Here is a 19,082-nt window from a genome sequence, read left to right as displayed (position 1 = left end):
AGGGAGTCGGGGAGGGGAGCGCGAGGGAGAGCCGGCGGGAGGGGGAGAGGGGCTACCGGAGCGGCTGCGAGGCGGTCTGGGACATGCTCGGGTTCACGGTCCCGGTGGGATCGACCGGCGGAGCCGTCGTGTTGCGCGGAGGCGTCATGCTGCTGAACGGCGGCGGAGTGGTGTTCCGCGGGGGCGGCGCGGAGTTGAGCGTCGGTGTCGTGGAGTTGGACGGCGGGGGCGGTGCGTACGTCGGGGACGGGGCCACGGGAGAGGGCGTGGTCGCGGGAAGGGTCGGAGCCGACCCACCCGGAAGGAGCGCGGACAGGGCGGCACCGGATCCGGCGAGGAGCAGCAGGCAGGCGGCGGCGACACCGACGATCCGGTGCCGGCGGTGCCGTTCGCCCCGCCGTTCGATGACGGCGACGGGCGGGGGCGTGCTCGCGGCCTGCCCGGCGGAGGCCGCCTCCCGGAACAGGGACCGCAGCGGGTCGTGGGAGTCAGGCATCGGGAGCCTCCTCAGTGCGGGGGTCCTGCAGATGGCGGGAGAGCGAGACCCGACCCCGGGACAGGTGGGTCTTGACCGTGCTCGTGGACAGCGAGGTCTCGGCCGCGATCTGTTCGACCGTCAGATCGCACACGTAGTGCAGCGCCATGGTCCGGCGCTGCTTCAGGGGCAGTTGCCGCAATGCCTCGACGAGTGCCACCGCCTCCGGCCCGGGCCCCTCCACGTGTCCCGCGGGGGCGGTCCGCTGCCAGGCGTCGGCGGTGCGCCGACGCCCCCGCCAGCGGCTGACGGCGAGCCGCCACGCGACCGTACGGATCCACGCCTCGGGCCGGCCGTCGCGGTCCAGTTGACGCCGGCGGCCCCATCCTCTGACGAAGGCCTCCTGCACCACGTCCTGCGCCTCGTGGTGGTCGCCGAGCATCACGTAGAGCTGTCCTGTGAGCCGTCCCGCCGCTTGCGCGTAGAACTCCTCGAACTCCTCGATGGTCAAAAAATCGCTCCTGAATCCATGTGTCCCTCTCACCGGGCATACGCCCCGCGCGCCCCGTCCGGTCGACACCGGTCGACAGATCGTTGTGTGAGTGCCGTCACACGGTCGGCGGGGTACTCATCGTCGCGGCGGCCACGGCGAGGCAGGGCGGCGGCGCCACGGCCCACCGGGTGACGTGGCCCGGACCCGGGGCCGGGCCACGGGCGGTGCGGGTCCGTTTCCGGGGGCGGTACGGGTCCCGGACCCGGAGGGAGCGTGCCGGGCCGAGCGAGGAAACGGGCCCGGCACAGCAGAAGGGCCCGGATCCATGAGGATCCGGGCCCTTCCGAGCAGTAGCGGGGACAGGATTTGAACCTGCGACCTCTGGGTTATGAGCCCAGCGAGCTACCGAGCTGCTCCACCCCGCGTCGGTAGACCTCACACTACGGCATCCCAGGGGCGGGACTCGACGCATTTACGTGCGGCCGCGCCCGGAGTGTGGGCGAAAGGGCTGAATCTCGCCCCGAAGGCGAGATCATTCCCCCTGGTGACAGTGCGTGCAGGCGTGTACCTTCACGGGTAGCTGTCGTGGTTCCAAGTGCCTTGCCCGTACCTCTCGGTGTGGGCAGTTTTGCTGTGTTGTGCCGTAGGACCAGGGCGATCACCTCCGTCTTCCACACCGTGTGGAGGACGTACGTCAACGGAAGGCATGAACATGGCTACGGGAACTGTGAAGTGGTTCAACTCGGAAAAGGGCTTCGGCTTCATCGCCCAGGACGGCGGCGGCCCGGACGTCTTCGCCCACTACTCGGCGATCAACGCCTCCGGCTACCGTGAGCTCCAGGAGGGTCAGGCCGTGACCTTCGACATCACGCAGGGCCAGAAGGGCCCGCAGGCGGAGAACATCACCCCCGCCTGATCCCGGACGACGGCCCGGCCTGACCGCCGGGCTCCGGAGAACCGTTTCCCCGCCACGCCCCTTCGCCGAACGGGCCGCGGGGAAAGATCAGGGCCGTGCGGCGACGCCGCACGGCCCTGATCCGTTTCCCGGGGACGGGATCAGCTGGGGCGTCCCAGGGGCGAAGGGGTTCCGACGCGCCGCAGCCCCCGGACCCGGATCGCCGCCCCGACGAGGGCGAGCGCGATCGTCGCCAGCCCCGACGCGGCCAGCACCTGCCGGGGCCCGAGCAGCGCGATCAGCGGGCCGCCGAGCGCGGTGCCCACCGGCCCGGCGGTCAGGAGGGCGGCGCTGCGGGCGGCGAGGACCGTGGTCAGCGCGGCGGCCGGGGTGCGCTCCTGGAAGAGGGTGTAGGACAGCGCCGTGAACGGACCGTAGATCAGGCCGCCGAGGGTGAAGCAGGCCAGGGTGACGGCCGCGGGCGCACCGAGACCGAAGGGTACGAGCGCCAGCCCCCACCCCGCGACGATCCCCAGGGTGACCGGCCAGAGCGGGAACCGCCGCAGGGCGCCCGCGGTCAGGCCGCCCAGCACCGCGCCCGCTCCGAACAGCGTCCAGTACAGCCCGAGCAGGCCGGCCCCGGCGTGCAGGTCTTCCGTGACGTGCAACGGGAGCGCGACCTCCGCCGGCCCGTAGAGGAAGTTGAAGAACCAGGTCAGGGCGAGCACACCGAGGAGCTCGGGCTGCTTGCGCAGCAGGCGCAGGCCGGCCGCCGAGCGGTCGGCGTCGACCGGCGCGGCCGTCGTCGTCTTCCCGTCCTCCTCACCGGTCGTGCCCTTCTCGCCGGTTCCGTCCCGCCGGGCCGCCGTCCCCCGCAACCGTCCGACCTGGACGGCGAGCACGGCGAAGGACAGGGCGTCGAGGCCGATGAGCCACGCCGGACCGATCACCACCGCCAGGAACCCTGCGAGGGCGGGGCCGACCACGATGGAGGCCGAGACACTGGAGCTGACCAGCGCGTTGGCGGCCAGCCGCTGTTCGGGCGGAAGGATCTGCGCGAGCAGGGAGTACCTGCCCGCGTTCCCCCAGGCGTGCAGGACGGACGAGCCCGCGAGCAGGGCCACGTACAGCACCGGGTGCAGCACCCCCGCGGCCCAGGCCAGCGGCACACACCCGAGGAGCACCGCGCGGATCCGGCTGTCGCCCGCCAGCAGCCGCCCGGCGGGAAGCCGGCGCAGCCACCGTCCGAAGAGCAGGGCTCCGGCGGCCCCCGGCAGCGCGTACGCGGCGAGCGCGGCACCCAGGAGCATCCCGGACTGCCCCGGGGGAGCGATCTCGATGGCCAGCCACGCCACGGCGACCATGCTCATCCCGTCACCGAGATCGGAGGCTGCCAGCGCGGGCAACAGCCGCCGGAAGTCGGCATGGGCGAACAGTGGCCGATAGGCCTGGGGGAGGGGGCGAGTTGTCCTTGCGCGAGTCACCAGGTCAGACTCATGGTTCAAGCGCACTTGAAGTCAAGGGGGAGTGACGGGTGCGACAGGTAGGGATCGGTGAGCTGGCTCGGCACGTGGGGATGAACCCCTCGGGCCTGCGCTACTACGAGAGCGTCGGCCTGCTGCCGCCCGCCGAACGGGCCGCGGGCCGGCGCGTCTACCCGGCCGGTACCGTCCGGCGGATCGCGCTGATCAAGATGGCCCAGCGGGCCGGATTCACCCTGGCCGAGATCCGTGGCCTGCTCGACGGCGACGCCGAGCGCGGCGCCACCCGGCAGTGGCGCGCCCTCGCCGAGAGCAAGCTGCCCGAACTGGACCGGTTCATCGAGCAGACGCAGATCCTGCGGAACGCCGTGGCCGACTGTCTGGCCTGCGGATGCATGAACTTCGAGAAGTGCGCGCTGCTCTCCGCCGAAGGGCCCGGCGCCTGACCCGCGCGCCCAGGCCGGCTCACCGCCGGCCCCGGCTCACGGCCGGCTCACGGCCCGGCTCACCGTTCGGTTCGACGGGCCTCTTCGGTCAGCCGCGCCTCGTGCGCGGCGATCGCCGCCTCCACGCGGTTCCGTACGCCGAGCTTCCCCAGGATCGCGCTGACGTGAGCCTTCACCGTCCCCTCGACCAACCGCAGACGAGCGGCGATCTCGGCGTTGGACAACCCGACGCCGAGCAGCGCCAACACGTGCGGTGGTCGCCTCGGGCCTGGCCGACCCGACCACGACCACGAGCCCGTACTCGGCGGCGTCGGCCGTGCTGAGCTATCTCCTCGGCCTCCGGGCCGACCGTACGGCGCCGGCGCTGCTGCTGTTCGGGGCCTGCGCGGCCGCCGACCTCGCGCTCTGCGCCGTGCTGGGCGTCGGCGCCGTGCACTGGTTCTACGCGTTGTCGTACATCCCGGCCGCCCTTCTCCTGCCCTGGTTGGCCGGTCGCTACCGGCGGGCCCGGCTGACCCTGGTGCACGAGGGCTGGCAGCGGGCCCACGATCTCGAACTGCGACAGCGGTCCGTGGCCGAGCAGGCCCGGCTGAGGGAACGGACCCGGATCGCCGCCGACATGCACGACTCCCTGGGCCACGAACTCAGCCTGATCGCCCTGCGCGCCGGGGCCCTGGAACTCTCGCCCACGCTGACCGGCCAGGACCGGGAGGATCTGGCCGTGCTGCGCGCGGCCGTCTCCGACGCCGTCGGCCACCTGAGGGACACCATCGGTGTGCTGCGCGACGGCTCCGAAGGGCAGGAACCCTCGGCCTCCTCCGTGGAACCGGTGGAGGAACTCGTCGCCCGGACACGGGAGTCCGGGGTCACGGTGCACCTGCGGCGGGAAGGGACGGCTCGGGCCCTCCCCTCGCTGGTCGACCGCGGCGCGTACCGCGTGGTCCAGGAGTCGCTGACCAACGCCATCAAGCACGCACCCGGCAGCACGGTCCGCGTCAGCATCGCGCGACAGGAGGACCGGACCGAAATACGGGTGACCAACTCGGCCGCGCCGACCGTGAGGCCGGCGACCGCCGAGCCGACCGTCCCGCCGCCCGGCGCGGGGCGGGCCACCGGGCACCGCGGCCTGACCGGCCTGCGCGAACGGGTACGACTGCTCGGCGGAACGCTGCACGCCGCCCCGCGCGAAGGCGGCTTCGAGGTCCTCGCCACGCTGCCCGACCAGGTGGACCCGAAGTGCCCGAGAAGCACCGGGGAGCACCGGGAGGAGGCCGACGTAGCCTCGGAATCGGCGCTCCGGCTCACCGCCGTCCGGCGTAGCACCGGCCGCCGGTTCGCCGCCGCCCTCGCCGCGCCGGTCGGGCTCGGTCTCGTGACCCTCGTCTCCGGTGCCTACCTGGCCCAGCAGCTGACCACCTGCGTGCTGCGCCCCGTGGACTTCGCCGCCCTCCGACCGGGCCAGGACCGCGGAGAGGTGGCCCGGCTCCTTCCGGAGCGGGGCTTCCGGTACGTACCGGAAGCCGTCCGGGCGCTGCCCGCACTCCCGGGCACCGACTGCGCGTACTACCGCTCGAACGGCAACCTCCTGGATCAGGTCGACCTCTACCGACTCTGCTACGAGGGCTCCCGGCTGGTGGCCAAGGACGTGCTGCCGGGGTGAGCGATCGGGAAGCCCCGCGGGATGAGGCATGATCGGGGGATGTCTGATCGCATCATCGCCGCCTGTGACGGAGCGGCCAAAGGTAATCCCGGGCCGGCCGGCTGGGGTTGGGTCATCGCCGACTCCCAGGGACGCCCCGAGCGTTGGGAGGCCGGCCCGCTGGGGCGGGCCACCAACAACATCGGGGAGCTGACCGCCCTCCAGCGGCTGCTGGAGGCCGTGGACCCGGGCACGCCCGTCGAGGTGCGGATGGACTCCCAGTACGCCATGAAGGCCGTGACCCAGTGGCTGCCGGGCTGGAAGCGCAACGGGTGGAAGACCGCCTCCGGCGGGCCGGTCGCCAACCGTGAACTCGTCGAGGCGATCGACCGGCTGCTGGCCGATCGTGACGTGACCTTCCAGTACGTTCCCGCGCACCGCGAGGACGGCGACCACCTGAACGCGATCGCCGACCAGGCGGCCAGTGACGCGGCGGTCAGGCAGGAGGCCGCCGGTACGGCCCTCGGCAACCCGGAGATGCCGGTACCGGCCCCGGCCGCGGCCTCGCCCGCGCGCCGCAGGTCGGGCGCGCCGGCGAAGCGTACGTCCGCCGCCACCACGCCGGGCGGCGGCGGATCCCGGGCCATCAAGGCCAAGTTCCCGGGCAGCTGCGCCTGCGGGAAGCCCTACGCGGCCGGGGACATGATCACCAAGAACGGCAGCCGGTGGGGTCACCAGGCGTGCGGTTCCCTGGTGCCGTGACCGGAAAGGTTCACCGGGTCGCGCTGCCCGGCACGGCACCTCGCCGCGTTGTCGGACCACGGCGGTACGTCCGGTACGAGCCGTGGCCCTCCGCCCGGGGGCCCCTCCCAGCGGTAGCTGGGGGAGATGCGCCGCACCGGACAACGCGACCCGGCAAACCTTTCCGGTCACGGCACTAGGGACGGTGGACGCGTAGGTACTCCACCGCGTAGGACATCTGCGAGACGCCCGGCTCGGGCGCCGGGTGGTAGCGGCCGGCGCATACGGACAGGTTGACGATGAGGTACGCCCGCCAGTTGCGTCCGACGCCCCTGCGGTCGGCGAAGACCCGGGTGCCGTTGACCCACCAGACCACCGAGCGCGTCCCGAATTCGACCTTGAGGTCCACCCAGGCGCCGGGGGCGATGGCGGAGTCCCGGTGGTAGCGCGAGCCGCCCTTGACGTGGTTGGAGAGTTCGAGCAGGTCGGGGTTGTCGGGGTGGTACTCGAAGATGTCGATCTCGTTGCCGCCGTCCCGCCAGGTCCAGATCGCCGGCCAGGCCCCGATCTCGGCGGGCAGCCGCACCCGGGACTCCAGCACGTCACCGGCCCGCACCATGAACCCCTCCTCGCTGCCCTCGGTGGTCAGCAGACCCGCGTTCCACTTGCCGTCCGGGCGGCGGGTGGCGCGGAAGGTGCCGGTGCGGCTGTAGGAGGGGTCCGCGACCAGGTGGTCGAGTTTGTTGTCGCCGGTGTTGGTGGGGCCGCCGTTGGGATAGGCCCAGGACCGGCCGGCCACCCACTGGGAGGTCGACTGGAAGTTCGCGGTGAAGATCGGGGCCCGGGCGCTCAGCGGCGTGGCCTCGTCGTCGGGGGTCTGGGTGGAACGTCCGGTGAGTCGTCGGAGCCAGTTGAGAACCTGAGTGAGCACGAGCGGCTCCTTCCCCTGAGTTGACGCCTCTTTGAACATGCCCGGATGCGATGCGTTACATACCGGTGGACCGGTTTGTCTTTGACTCTCCTTGCTATGTAATAATCACAGCGCGGATTTACCTATTACGTATCGAGGGTGGGTTCCGTGGGGGACCGCCCGAGCCCGGGTGGCCGACTCGGAGAACCGAACGAGGAGTTGCACCGGTATGTGGAAGTGCGAGCGTGTCATCGGCGCCGACCTGGACGTCGAGGAGGTCCTGGACCTCTACCGTGCGTCCACCCTCGCCGAGCGACGTCCCGTCCACGACACCGAGCGCTTCGCCCGGATGCTGGCCGGAGCCAACCTCGTCGTCGTCGCGCGCGCCGAGGACGGCCGCCTCATCGGCATCGCCCGCTCGATCACCGACGGCGCGTACTCGACCTACCTGGGCGATCTCGCCGTCGACGTCGCCTACCAGGGACGGGGCGTGGGACGCGAACTGATCCGCGTCACGCGGGAGGAGGCGCCCGAGGCCAAGCTGATCCTGCTCGCCGCGCCGGCCGCGGTCGACTACTACCCGCACATCGGCTTCACCCGCCACGAGTCCGCCTGGACCCTCGACCGCCTGCGGTGAGCCGATGAGCGGCGCCAACACAGCTTTGCCGTAAGCAAGTTAAGCGCCTCTCCGGCGGGGTACCATCCGTGCCGTGGGGGGACTGGTGGGACAGAGCAGAGGGAAGGCCGGCCTGCGCGCCTGCGGCTGCGCGATGGTGGGCTTCATCCTCGTCGCGGGGTGCGCGGACGACGGTACGCCGAAGGGCGCCGCGTCGAGCGGCACCCCGGGCACGTCGGCCACGCCGTCGGGCACGGGTGGTTCAGGCGCGGCCGGCACCGGAGCGAGCGCCCCGGCCGACAAACCCGGCGCCGCCACCGCCATCGCGATGCCCCCGCTCGACGAGTCCAAGCAGCCGAGGACCGCCGCCGAGGCCCGCACCCTGCTCGGCCGCGTCATCATCGCCGAGCAGGACCTCGGCCCCCAGGTCGTGCGCAGCACCCCGTTCGAGAGCGATCCCGGCCGCTGGCCCGTGCTCGACGAGGCCTGCGTCTGGCAGACCGACGGCCTGCCGGACGACGTGCTCGCCACCAGCACCCGCCACTTCCACATCCCGGCCAAGGACGGCCGCGGCCGCGTGCGGATCAGCGCCACGGTCACCGTCCACCACAACCGTGAGGAGTCCGGCTGGGAGACCGCCCGCGCCATGGAAGAGGTGCTGCGGTGCCCGGACCAGAAGCTGCGTGAGGGCGAGGACCTCAAGAAACTATGGGGCGGCGCCCTCTACCTCGGCGAGCAGATGAACGGCTGGACCGAGGACGCCTTCTCCGAATCCGGCGACTACGTCAGCGCCCAGGACGGCGGTCCCCACCCCTACATCTGGTCCCAGGCCCAGTTCGGACCCGTCACCATGGCCATCTCCGCCAAGGCCGCCAAGGGCGTCACCAACGACGACCTGACCGCCTTCGTGGCCCAGGGCACCAGTGTGATGATGATCCAGGCCAAGCAGCAGCTCGGAAAGGCGGCGGGCTGATGGAGCCGCTCCACCCCTCCGACCCGTCCCGGATCGGCGGCCACCGGCTCCTCGGACGCCTCGGCGCCGGCGGCATGGGCGTCGTCTACCTCGGCCGGACCGACGACGGCGCGCTCGCCGCGGTCAAGGTCATCCGCGCCGAGTACGCCGAGGAAGCCGACTTCCGGGCCCGCTTCCGCCGCGAGGCCGAGATCGCCGCCGAGGTGGACAGCCCGTGGGCCGTCCGGATCACCGGCGCCGACCCGGACGCCGCCGAACCATGGCTCGCCACCTCCTTCGTCGCCGGACCCTCCCTCGCCGAGGCCGTGGCCACCCACGGCCCGCTCCCGCCGCGCGCCGTACGCATCCTCGGCAAGGCCCTGGCCAAGGCCCTCGGAGTGATGCACGAGCAGGGCCTCGTACACCGCGACGTGAAGCCCGGCAACGTCCTCCTCGGCATGGACCGGCCCCGGCTCATCGACTTCGGGATCGCCCGCGGTGGCGAACACACCGCCCTGACCTCCGCCGACGCGGTACTCGGCACCCCCGGCTTCCTGCCGCCCGAGCAGGCCGAGGGCCGCCCCGCCGAACCGGCCGGCGACGTCTTCTCGCTCGGCTGCCTCCTCGCGTACGCCGCCACCGGACGGCTGCCCTTCGGCAGCGGCACCGTGGACGCGGTGCTCTACCGCACGGTCCACGACGAGCCCGACTTCGGGCCCGAGGTCCTCGCCGACCCCGAACTCACCGCACTGCTGCGCACCTGCGTCGCCAAACACCCCGAGATCCGCCCCAGCGCGAGCGAGCTGGACGCGGCGCTGGTCGAGGACACCCCGGGGGAGGGCACCGACTGGCTGCCCGACCCGGTCGTCGCCACGATCGCCGCGCGCGCCGCCGCACTGCTCGCCCTGCCGGGCATCGACGAAACCGTCGCCGACCCGGACGCCGCGCCCGTGCCCGGCACGGCCGCTCCGGCGCCCTCCCGCAGACGGTTCCTCGCCCTCGCCGCCGGCGGCGCCGTGCTCGCGGCCGGCGGCGGGCTCGCCGCCTGGCTGGCCCTGCGCGACCAGGACCAGCCCGACAAGTCCGCCGCGGACGCCCCGCGACGATGGGCGATCGGTGTGCACGCCGACCTCTCCGGCCCGCAGAAGGCCGCCGGGCAGGCCCAGGAACGCGGCGTACGCCTGGCCGTCGACGCCTTCAACTCCCGCAAGGACAAGCCCTTCACCCTCACCGTCGTCACCGCCGACGACGCCGGGAAGGCCGACCGGTCGGCGGCCGTCGCCACCGGACTCATCGCCGACCGGGACCTGTTCGCCGTGGTCGGCCCCACCGGCAACGACTCCGTCATCCCGTGCCTCGAACTGTACGGCGAGGCCTCCGTACCCCTCGTGACCGTGTCCGCCCTCGCGACCACCTTCAGCATCACCGACCGGCGCAGCTTTTTCCAGAGCTGCCCGATCTCCTCGGCCCAGGCCCACGCGATCAACATGCAGCTCGCCGGGAAGCAGGGCGTCCGGAAAATGGGCATCCTCAGCGACCGCGGCGGAGACACGGACACCTGGCAAGCGGCCCAGCTCGTGAGCCGCACCATCGACATCTTCGCCCCCGAGGCCACCTCCTACGGTCGCGTCGTCCCCCGCGGAACCACCGATCTGGCCCCGGTGGTCGGCGACCTGCTCGCGCACGGCGTCGACGGTTTCTTCTACACCGGCACCCCGGCCGGCGGCGCCAAGGTCGCCGGGCTGCTGGCCGCCGCCGGTTTCAAGGGGCCTCGGGCGGCCGACTACACCATCGCCGGCCCCGAGTTCCTCGGCGCGGCCGGACGGGCCGCCGAAGGCTGGCAGTTCTTCACGCCGTACACCGGACCGGAGGCCCCCGAGGTCGCCGAGGTGACCCGCGCCCACCGGGCGGCGTACGGGTCCGCCCCCGACATCTGGACCGCGGAGGCCTTCGACGCCACCCGCCTGATCATCGACCGGCTGGTCGCCACCGCGGCGGGCGGCGCCCGCCCGACCCGCGCCGCCCTGCTGACCGCGCTCGCCCAGGGCACCTTCCAAGGCCTGACCAAGGAATACGCCTTCAACGAGCGAGGACAGCTCACGGGCAACACCTACTTCACGCACACGGTGGAAGGGGGCCTGATGCGCTACGTCGGCCCGGCCTTCCGACCCGCGGCGGGATAGCCGCGCATGCGCCCCCTCACCCCCGCCGATCCGGCCGCGATCGGCGGAAACCGGCTGCTGGGGCGGCTCGGCTCGGGCGGCATGGGCACCGTGTACCTCGCCCGCTCCACCGCCGGCACGCTGGTCGCCGTCAAGGTCATCCGTGCCGACCACGCCGCGAACCCGGACTTCCGGGCCCGGTTCCGGCGCGAGGTGGAGGCCGCCGGGCAACTGACCGGGCGCTGGGTGGTCCCCGTCGTCGCCGCCGACCCGCAGGCACGCGAGCCCTGGCTGGCCACCCCCTACGTCCCCGGCCCCGCCCTGTCCGAGGCCGTAGGAGGGTACGGCCCGCTGCCCGTCCGGTCGGTACGGACCCTGGGCGCGCGGCTCGCCGAGGCCCTGGCCCAGGTGCACGCCGCGGGATTGGTCCACCGCGACGTCAAGCCGGGCAACATCCTGCTCGCCCCGGACGGCCCCCGGCTGATCGACTTCGGGATCGCGCGAGCCGAGGGCGCGCTCACGCTGACCGCCGCGGACGCCGTCCTCGGCACCCCGGGCTACCTCGCACCGGAGCAGGCCCGCACGGACGGCATCACGGCCGGCGCCCCGAGCGACGTGTTCTCCCTCGGCTGCGTCCTGGCGTACGCGGCCACCGGGCACGGCCCGTTCGGCGGCGGCCACGCGGCCGCGGTGGTCTACCGCACGGTGCACGACGAGCCCGAACTCGCCGACCTTCCCCCGGAGTTGCTCGACACCGTGCTGGCGTGTCTGGCGAAGGACCCGGCGGCCCGCCCGACCCCGGACGCGCTGCGCCGCGTACTCGGCGACGGACTGCCCGGCCCGGACGGCGAGGACTGGCTGCCGCCCCCGCTGCCCCGCCTCATCGCCGAGCGTTCCACCAGGGCGCTGGGCCTGCCCGCGCCGGAACCGACCCGGATCGACGCGCCGCAGGCGGCCGCCGGGGGCCTCACGCGCAGACGGCTGCTCGGGGCCGGCGCGGGCCTGGCCGTCATCGGCGCGCCGGTCGCCTGGTTCACCACCCGCGGCCGGGCCCGCGGCACCACCGCGCCGCCCGCCCGCGAACTCGCCACCCACACCCTCGCCCTCCAGGCCGACCTGACCGGGCCCGGCAAGGAGACCGGCCAGGCCCACGAACACGGAACGAAACTGGCCGTGGAGCGCCACAACGGTCGGCCGGACGCCGCCTTCCGGCTGGCCCTGCGCATCGTCGACGACGGCGGGGACGCCACCCGCGCCGCGCAGGTCGTCAAGGAGCTGGCCGCCGACCCCGCGGTGGTCGCCCTCATCGGCCCCACCTGGGACGCGGCCGTGCCCGAGCTGGCCGTCGCCTGCGACGCGGCCGAACTCGCGCTGCTCCTGGTGTCCGCCGACAGCCCCGAGGCCGCCGCCTCCCGGACGGACTGGCGCACGATGGTCGCCACCCGCCCGGCGGGCGACCAGCTCGCCCTCCCGGTGATCGACTACTTCAGCCGGATCCACCCGGTCCGACGCACGGGCCTGGTCGAGGACGCCGAAGGCGGCGAGCCCGCCTTCCCGCTCGTCCGGTCCCTGCAACAGAATCCGCCGTCGAACGGCACGCTCAGCGTCCACCGGATCCCGGCCGGCGGCTCCGACTTCGCCGGCGTCGTCCGTGCGCTGACCGAGGCCGGGGCCGAGGGCGTCGTCTACGCGGGCACCTCACCGCAGCGCGCGGCCCGGATGGCCCGCGCCCTGACCGAGGGCGGATTCCAGGGCCCGCGGATGGGCATCCAGCACGCGATGGAACCGGCCTTCCTCACGGACGCCGGCCCCGCCGCCGAGGGCTGGCTGTTCAGCTCGCTGTTCACCGACCCGGCGGCCGTCCCCGCGGCCGCCGAGTTCGTCTCCGCCCACCGAGCCGCGTACGGCCACCCGCCCGCCCGCTGGGCCACCGAGGCCTACGACGCCGTGGGGCTGCTGGCCGCGGCCCTGACCGGCCTGGGGGAGGAGGGCCGCGACCGGGCGGGCCTGACCCGCCGGATCTTCCGGACGGCCCACGAGGGCCTGGCCAAGCCGCTGTCCTTCGACTCCAACACGCACGTGCTGACCAGGGCCCGCACCGCTCACCTCTACCGGGTCGAGTCCGGCGCGTACCGGTATCTCGGCATCTACCCGGACGTGAAACCCGAGTCCACGCGGTGAACGGAGCCCTCGGCCCGGGGGCCGGGGAGAGGCCAGGGGCGGCTACTCGAACCGGGTGGTGTCGCCCGCGCCCCGACGTACGATCTCGGCCTCGCCGCCGGAGAAGTCGATGACGGTGGTCGGCTCGGTACCGCAGTCACCCGAGTCCAGCACGGCGTCCACCTCGTGGTCGAGCCGCTCCTTGATCTCCCAGCCCTGAGTCATCGGTTCGGGCTCGTCGGGCAGCAGCAGAGTGCTGGAGAGCAGCGGCTCCCCCAGCTCGGCGAGCAGGGCCTGCGTGACGACGTGGTCGGGGATCCGGACTCCGACCGTCTTCTTCTTCGGGTGCAGCAGCTGGCGCGGCACCTCCGAGGTCGCGGGGAGGATGAAGGTGTAACTGCCGGGGGTCGCCGCCTTGATGGCGCGGAACACGTCGTTGTCGATCTGGACGAACCGGCCCAGCTGCGCGAAGTTCTGGCACACCAGGGTGAAGTGGTGCCGGTCGTCCAGGTTCCGGATCGACCGGATCCGGCTGATGCCGTCGCGGTTGCCCAGCTGGCTGCCCAGCGCGTAGCAGGAGTCGGTGGGGTACGCGACGAGCTTCCCACCGCGGATCATGTCGACCACGCTGTCGATCGTGCGCCGCTGGGGATTCTCGGGGTGAACATCGAAGTATTTCGCCATCCGCCGAGCGTACGCGGTCGGGACCCCTGCGCCGTGACGTGCCGGGTCCGGTCGGCACCGCCCCTGCGGTCCGGACTCGACCAGTGGGCGAAGGTGGACTTTCGGCAGTGCCGCCCGGCCTCGGGAGTTCCGTAGGGTCGGGTGCGTGAGATCAATGATCATCAAAACGTCGGTGCCGCAACCGGTCGTGTCCGCGGGCCTGTTCGGCGCGGTGGTCGCCGCGGTCGGCGCGAGCGTGACCGACCCGTGGTGGGGGGTCCCGGCGGCGCTCTGCGCGTACGTCGCCGGCCGCGGGCCGGGGCCGGGTCGCGACGCGGCGGTGGCCCTGGCCGGGCTGCTCGTGGCGGCCGCGTCGGCCCTGGTCGTGGTGCCCGAGTGGCTCGGGTGGGCGAACCGGTTCGTCCTGATGCTGCTGTGCACGGCGCTGCTGCCGTGGTTCGCCGGCCGGTTCCTGCGCCAGTACCGCGAACTGGTGCGCGCCGGGTGGGAGCGGGCCGCTCGGCTGGAGCGGGAACAGCGGCTCCTCGCCGAACGGGCCCGGCTGCGTGAACGGACCAGGATCGCGCAGGACATGCACGACCTCCTCGGTCACGAACTCAGCCTCATCGCCCTGTCGGCGGGAGCGTTGCAGTTGGCCACCGGCCTCCCCGACGCCCACCGCACGGCCGCCCGGGACATCCGGTCCAGGGCGGGTGCCGCCGTGGAGCGACTCGGCGAGGTGATCGGCGTCCTACGCGAACCCTCGGATCCGGAGTCCGGGCCGGGCAGCGGCACGGCGACCGGGATCGGCGGGATCGAAGACCTGGTGGAGCGGGCCGTGGGAGCGGGACTCGACGTCCGGTTGCGGGTCGAGGGCGCACCGGCGGTCGGCGCGCCGCCACGGGCCGTCGACCGGGACGCGTACCGGGTCGTCCAGGAGGCGCTGACGAACATCGCCAAGCACGCGCCCGACTCCCGAGCCACCGTCCTCGTCCGACACACGGCGGACCCGGCCGACCCGGCGGACGAGGCGGACCCGTCCGGCGCGGCGGACCGGGCAGGCCGGACCGAGGTCGCCGTGACCAACGGCCCGGTCCGGCCTGCAGTCCCCGCAGGGATTCCCGGAGCCCCCGGAGCCCCCGGCGAGACCGACCGACTCGGTCTCATCGGCCTGGACGAACGGGTCCGGCTCGCCGGCGGCACCTTCACCGCGGGCCCCGACGGCGACGGCTTCGCCGTCCGCGCCGAACTCCCGCACCGACCCGGCGCGGCCCCACCGTGCCCCACCGGCCCGGCCCGGGCCACCGGCGCCCTGCCCGCGGAGCACCGCGGCGCGCGCCGCCGACTGCGACGCACCGCCACCGCCGCCGTGCTGGTGCCGCTGTGCACCGCGGCCGTGCTCATCCTCGGGGTGCGGGCCTGGGACACCGTGACGGCCCGGCAGTCGGTCCTCGACCCGCAGGACCACGTCCGGCTCGCTGTCGGGCAGACCCGCGCCGAGGTGGCGCCGTATCTGCCGTCACGGCAGACGACCCGCCGGCCGGCCGTCCCCGTTCCCGGACCGGCCGGCGCCGCCTGCGAGTACTACGTACAGACCGCAGACCCCTTCGACGACCGCTCGGGGGACATCTACCGGCTCTGCTTCCGGGCCGGCCGACTCGTCTCCACCGACACCTTCACCGGGAAGGAAGTCCGATGATCCGGATCCTGATCGCAGACGACGAGCCGATGATCCGGGCGGGCGTCCGCGCCGTCCTGGCCGCCGATCCCGGCATCACCGTCGTCGCCGAGGCCGCCGACGGGCACGAGGCGGTACGGCTCGCACAGCGCCACCACCCCGACGTGGCCGTCCTGGACATCCGGATGCCGGGGACGGACGGCATCACGGCAGCCGCCGAGATACGAAGGACCGTACCGGCGACGGGAGTCGTGATGCTGACGACCTTCGGCGAGGACGACTACATCCTGCGCGCGCTCGGCGAGGGCGCCACCGGCTTCCTCGTGAAGTCCGGCGATCCGGAGGAACTGCAGGCCGGGGTGCGGGCGGTCGCCGACGGCGCCGCCTACCTGTCACCGAAGGTCGCCGCCCGCGTCGTCGCCCATCTCGCGGCCGACGGCGCGGGTGCCCGGGCGGGCCGCCGCCACGCCGCCCGGACCCGCGTCGACGCCCTGACCCCGCGCGAACGCGACGTCCTGGGCCTCCTCGGTGCCGGACTGTCCAACGGGCAGATCGCGCGACGGCTCCACCTGGCCGAAGGAACGGTGAAGGCCCACGTCAGCTCGATCCTCGCCCGCCTCGACGTCGACAACCGGGCCGCCGCGGCGGTCGTGGCCCACGAGGCCGGAGCGGTCCCGGTGCCGTCCGGGGACCGGGAGCCGCGTCAGGAGAGCTGACCCCGCGCGCGCGGCCACGGGCAGCAGGAGGATCCGTACGGTCACCACGGCGCTCGCCCCGAGCGCCGCGCCCGCGAGGACGTCGTGCGGGTAGTGGACGCCCACCAGGACCCGCAGCAGGGCGGCCGCCGCGCACACCGGCAGCGCCAGGGCCGCGAGCCGGGGGCGTAGGACGGTCACCCCGATCGCCAGCGCGGCGGCGAGAGTGGCGTGATTGCTCGGGAACGACCAGTCACCCGGCGCGGGACACGGCGCGACCGCCAGAGCCCCGGCCACGGCCCGGCACGGCCGTTCCTCGTCGACCAGGAGCTTCAACGCCTCGCTGAGCACGTAGGCGGTCACGGTCCCGGCGGCCGCCAGGGCCACCCCGGCCAGACCCGGCGCATTACGGCGCCGCAGGGCGGACAGGCCCGCCAGGAGCAGCAGCAGGCCCAGGAGCACCAGGGTGCCTTCGCTCGCCGCCTCCAGAGCCGTCCCGACCCAGGTCGGCCGGTCGCCCGCCACGCTTCCGGCGAGCGACCGGTAGGCCGTCGCCGAGACGCCCCGCGTGACGTGTACCGGCTCGTTCGTGCCCAGCGCGCCGCCGGGCGCGGCCCAGGTGACGGCAGTCGTGCCCGCCCCGGCCGTCGCAGCGGCGAGCGACAGCCGGCGGGCCCATCCGTATCGGGTGTTCGATTCCATGGGGGCGACCGTAGAAACGCCGGGGGCCTCTCCGCCCCGGTCGAACGGCTGCCCCGGACCCCGCCGAAGGTCAGGGTTGCGAGGTCCGTCGTTCCGTGCCTGCGAGCGCGTGGCCGGCCCGCGGCGGGCGCCCGGCGGTCCCGGCGCGGACGCTCCGGACGCTGCCGGGCGGGTTCGGGGGCACGATGAGAGGAAGCCGTACGCCTCGGGCCGCCCCAGGGCGGGTGGCGGCGGACGGCGTCGGGCCGACGATGCCGGAAGGAGCGTCGCCGATGGGAGCGATCGACGGGCCGGGGACCGGTGGGCTCAGGCCCGGCATGGCCGGGGTCACCCCACCGAGCGGATTGCTCGACGTCCTGAACGTCGCGGCGGTCGTCCTCGACTCCGAAGGGCGGGTCGCCCTCTGGAGCCCGCAGGCCGAGCAGTTGTTCGGCTGGACGGCCGCGGAGGCACTGGGACAACCCGCTGCCCGGCTGCTGGCCGCCAAGGAGCACGTGGGCCTGGTCACGGAACTGTTCGCACGCGTCATGGGCGGCGCGGGCGACTGGGCGGGCGCCTTCCCGGTACGCCGCAGGGACGGCACCACGCGCCTGGTGGAGTTCCGCAACATGCGGCTGCTCGACGAGCACGGCGACATGTACGCCCTGGGCATCGCGACCGACCGCACCCGGCTGCGCCAGCTGGAGCGCGACCTGGCCCTGTCCGCGCGCCTGGTGGCCCAGTCCCCGATCGGCCTCGCCGTCCTGGACACCGAGCTGCGGTACGTGCTCGTCAACCCGACCCTAGAGCGCATCAACGGTCTCCCCGCCGAACAGCACATCGGCCGAGGCGTCCGCGAGGCCCTGGCCTTCCTCGACGACGCCGAGGCCGCCGAATCGGCGATGCGCCAGGTCCTGGCCACCGGCACGCCGCTGCTCGAACAGTTCACGGCCGGCCGTACCCACGGCGGAGACCGCACCGAGCACGCCTGGTCGGTGTCGTACTACCGGCTGGAGGACGCCACCGGCCGGGTCCTGGGCCTCGCCACCTCCGTGGTCGACGTCACCCAGAGTCACCGTGCGGCCATCGAGATCGCCCGCAGCCGCCGCCGCCTCGCCCTCATCGCGGACGCCACCGTCCGCATCGGCACCACCCTCGACCTCGACCAGACCGCCCGCGAGCTCGCCGACGTCGTCGTACCCGAACTCGCCGACATCGCCGCCGTCGACATCCTCGACTCCGTCCTCGAAGGCCGGCCGACCCTGCGGTCCTCCGCCCACGAGCCCGCGGTGTTCCGCGCCCTGGCCCTCGCGGCCGCCTACCCCAGCGACGCCGTACGCGCCGCCGACCCGCCCGGCGACATCGCCCGCTACGCCGCGGACCGGCTGGTCACCCAGTCCGTGACGACCGGCCACCCCGTGCTCGTCGCCCACGTACAGGCCCAGGACATCTCACGCATCGCCCGCGACAGCACCGCCGCCAACCTCCTGAGCCGTGCCGGGCTCCGCTCCTACCTGGCCGTGCCGCTCATCGCCCGCGGCGAGGTCCTGGGCGCCCTCGACCTCAAACGCACCCGCAACCCGCTGCCGTTCAACGACGACGACATCGTGCTGGCCGGCGAACTCGCCGCCCGCGCCGCCGTGTGCATCGACAACGCCCGCTGGTACCGCAACGCGCACCACACCGCCCTCGCCCTCCAGCACCACCTCCTGCCCCACCACCCGCCGCCCACCCCCGGCCTGGAGGTGGCCTACCGCTACCGGCCCGCCGCGGCCAGCAGCGAGATCGGGGGCGACTGGTTCGACGCCATCGCCGGACCGGACGACACCACCGTCCTCGTGGTCGGGGACGTCATGGGCAGCGGCATCAACGCCGCCGCCAGCATGGGACAGCTGCGCACGGCCACCCGCACCCTCGCCGAACTCGCGCTCGACCCGCCCCAGGTGCTCCACCAGCTGGACCACACCACCGCCGCACTGGAGGAGACCATCGCCACGTGCGTCTACGTCGTCTACGACCCGCACGCCGCCGAGTGCCGGGTCGCCCTCGCCGGACACCTGCCCCCCGTCCTCATCCGCGCCGGCCACCGGCCCCGGCTCCTGGACCTGCCCACCGGCGCACCGCTCGGCGTGGGTGGCATCCCCTTCGAATCCACGGCCATCGCCATGGACCCCGGAGACCAACTCGTCCTCTACACCGACGGCCTCGTCGAAACCCGCGACCAACCCATCGACGAACGCCTCGACCTCCTGCTGACCCTGCTCGCCGACACCGGACGCCCGCTCGAGGAGACCTGCGACCGCCTCCTGGACTCCCTGCGCCGCACGGACGACCACGACGACGTCGCCCTGGTCATCGCCCGCGCCCGCACCCTCCCGACCGGCTCCGCCTAGAT

16 protein-coding genes, 1 tRNA gene and 2 pseudogenes are annotated in these 19,082 nt (G+C 73.7%); 11 read left to right on the top strand and 8 right to left on the bottom strand.

Features of this window, described 5'->3' with window-relative positions; genetic code table 11:
• Positions 1 to 52: 52 nt before the first annotated feature.
• From ACGFYY_RS21590 to ACGFYY_RS21580, 3 genes are all read right to left on the bottom strand, one after another.
• Positions 53 to 496: a hypothetical protein gene (locus ACGFYY_RS21590; protein WP_393711412.1), complete on the bottom strand. Its 444-nt coding sequence runs from the start codon at positions 494 to 496 to the stop codon at positions 53 to 55.
• Complete coding sequence (locus tag ACGFYY_RS21585; RefSeq protein WP_393711410.1) at positions 489 to 986, bottom strand: SigE family RNA polymerase sigma factor; 498 nt, start codon at positions 984 to 986, stop codon at positions 489 to 491. The genes ACGFYY_RS21590 and ACGFYY_RS21585 overlap by 8 nt, the downstream gene beginning before the upstream one ends.
• Before the next feature lie 333 nt (positions 987 to 1,319).
• Positions 1,320 to 1,393, bottom strand: a tRNA-Met gene (locus tag ACGFYY_RS21580).
• 287 nt (positions 1,394 to 1,680) lie between these two features.
• On the opposite strand from ACGFYY_RS21580, the gene ACGFYY_RS21575 reads away from it, so the two are divergent.
• Entirely contained in the window at positions 1,681 to 1,884 is a 204-nt protein-coding gene (locus ACGFYY_RS21575; RefSeq protein ID WP_030384970.1) for a cold-shock protein, read from the top strand.
• A gap of 140 nt (positions 1,885 to 2,024) precedes the next feature.
• On the opposite strand, the gene ACGFYY_RS21570 is transcribed toward ACGFYY_RS21575, so the two are convergent.
• Positions 2,025 to 3,347 (bottom strand): MFS transporter, encoded by a 1,323-nt coding sequence (locus ACGFYY_RS21570; RefSeq protein WP_393711407.1) that lies wholly within the window; start codon positions 3,345 to 3,347, stop codon positions 2,025 to 2,027.
• A gap of 50 nt (positions 3,348 to 3,397) precedes the next feature.
• Between ACGFYY_RS21570 and ACGFYY_RS21565 the strand changes: the two genes are divergently transcribed.
• Positions 3,398 to 3,790 (top strand): MerR family transcriptional regulator, encoded by a 393-nt coding sequence (locus ACGFYY_RS21565; protein ID WP_365275937.1) that lies wholly within the window; start codon positions 3,398 to 3,400, stop codon positions 3,788 to 3,790.
• A gap of 59 nt (positions 3,791 to 3,849) precedes the next feature.
• On the opposite strand, the pseudogene ACGFYY_RS21560 reads toward ACGFYY_RS21565, so the two are convergent.
• A pseudogene (locus ACGFYY_RS21560) lies at positions 3,850 to 4,050 on the bottom strand (response regulator transcription factor); the annotation flags it as partial.
• Here ACGFYY_RS21560 and ACGFYY_RS21555 point away from each other — a divergent pair.
• Positions 4,044 to 5,450 (top strand): sensor histidine kinase, encoded by a 1,407-nt coding sequence (locus ACGFYY_RS21555; RefSeq protein ID WP_393711405.1) that lies wholly within the window; start codon positions 4,044 to 4,046, stop codon positions 5,448 to 5,450. The pseudogene ACGFYY_RS21560 and the gene ACGFYY_RS21555 sit on opposite strands and share 7 nt — an antisense overlap.
• Positions 5,451 to 5,489: 39 nt before the next feature.
• Positions 5,490 to 6,191, top strand: a complete 702-nt coding sequence (locus ACGFYY_RS21550; protein WP_393711403.1) for a ribonuclease H — start codon at positions 5,490 to 5,492, stop codon at positions 6,189 to 6,191.
• A 175-nt stretch (positions 6,192 to 6,366) separates the two neighbouring features.
• On the opposite strand, the gene ACGFYY_RS21545 is transcribed toward ACGFYY_RS21550, so the two are convergent.
• Entirely contained in the window at positions 6,367 to 7,023 is a 657-nt protein-coding gene (locus ACGFYY_RS21545; RefSeq protein ID WP_393711535.1) for a beta-glucanase, read from the bottom strand.
• 286 nt (positions 7,024 to 7,309) lie between these two features.
• On the opposite strand from ACGFYY_RS21545, the gene ACGFYY_RS21540 reads away from it, so the two are divergent.
• From ACGFYY_RS21540 to ACGFYY_RS21525, 4 genes are all read left to right on the top strand, one after another.
• The gene (locus ACGFYY_RS21540) at positions 7,310 to 7,717 is read left to right on the top strand and encodes a GNAT family N-acetyltransferase (RefSeq protein ID WP_365275923.1); all 408 of its coding nucleotides are present in this window, start codon (positions 7,310 to 7,312) and stop codon (positions 7,715 to 7,717) included.
• A 73-nt stretch (positions 7,718 to 7,790) separates the two neighbouring features.
• Entirely contained in the window at positions 7,791 to 8,669 is an 879-nt protein-coding gene (locus ACGFYY_RS21535; RefSeq protein WP_393711401.1) for a hypothetical protein, read from the top strand.
• Complete coding sequence (locus ACGFYY_RS21530) at positions 8,669 to 10,831, top strand: bifunctional serine/threonine-protein kinase/ABC transporter substrate-binding protein (RefSeq protein WP_393711399.1); 2,163 nt, start codon at positions 8,669 to 8,671, stop codon at positions 10,829 to 10,831. Before ACGFYY_RS21535 ends, ACGFYY_RS21530 begins: the two co-directional genes overlap by 1 nt.
• Positions 10,832 to 10,837: 6 nt before the next feature.
• Complete coding sequence (locus tag ACGFYY_RS21525; protein WP_393711397.1) at positions 10,838 to 12,991, top strand: bifunctional serine/threonine-protein kinase/ABC transporter substrate-binding protein; 2,154 nt, start codon at positions 10,838 to 10,840, stop codon at positions 12,989 to 12,991.
• A 42-nt stretch (positions 12,992 to 13,033) separates the two neighbouring features.
• On the opposite strand, the gene ACGFYY_RS21520 is transcribed toward ACGFYY_RS21525, so the two are convergent.
• The gene (locus ACGFYY_RS21520) at positions 13,034 to 13,654 is read right to left on the bottom strand and encodes an L-threonylcarbamoyladenylate synthase (RefSeq protein ID WP_365275912.1); all 621 of its coding nucleotides are present in this window, start codon (positions 13,652 to 13,654) and stop codon (positions 13,034 to 13,036) included.
• A gap of 154 nt (positions 13,655 to 13,808) precedes the next feature.
• Between ACGFYY_RS21520 and ACGFYY_RS21515 the strand changes: the two genes are divergently transcribed.
• Both ACGFYY_RS21515 and ACGFYY_RS21510 read left to right on the top strand, forming a co-directional pair.
• Positions 13,809 to 15,332 carry a sensor histidine kinase gene (locus ACGFYY_RS21515; protein WP_393711533.1) on the top strand — a complete coding sequence of 508 codons (1,524 nt, stop codon included), beginning with the start codon at positions 13,809 to 13,811 and terminating at the stop codon, positions 15,330 to 15,332.
• Positions 15,329 to 16,027: a response regulator gene (locus ACGFYY_RS21510; RefSeq protein ID WP_393711394.1), complete on the top strand. Its 699-nt coding sequence runs from the start codon at positions 15,329 to 15,331 to the stop codon at positions 16,025 to 16,027. The genes ACGFYY_RS21515 and ACGFYY_RS21510 overlap by 4 nt, the downstream gene beginning before the upstream one ends.
• Positions 16,028 to 16,075: 48 nt before the next feature.
• Here ACGFYY_RS21510 and ACGFYY_RS21505 read toward each other — a convergent pair.
• A pseudogene (locus ACGFYY_RS21505) lies at positions 16,076 to 16,708 on the bottom strand (phosphatase PAP2 family protein); the annotation flags it as partial.
• A 272-nt stretch (positions 16,709 to 16,980) separates the two neighbouring features.
• Here ACGFYY_RS21505 and ACGFYY_RS21500 point away from each other — a divergent pair.
• Positions 16,981 to 19,080 (top strand): SpoIIE family protein phosphatase, encoded by a 2,100-nt coding sequence (locus ACGFYY_RS21500; RefSeq protein WP_393711392.1) that lies wholly within the window; start codon positions 16,981 to 16,983, stop codon positions 19,078 to 19,080.
• The last annotated feature ends 2 nt before the right edge of the window (positions 19,081 to 19,082 follow it).

Source organism: Streptomyces sp. NPDC048331, assembly GCF_043201215.1.
Taxonomy (GTDB): Bacteria; Actinomycetota; Actinomycetes; order Streptomycetales; family Streptomycetaceae; genus Streptomyces.
The sequence above is the reverse complement of the archived record's forward strand: the minus strand, read 5'-3'. Positions and strand labels throughout refer to the sequence as shown.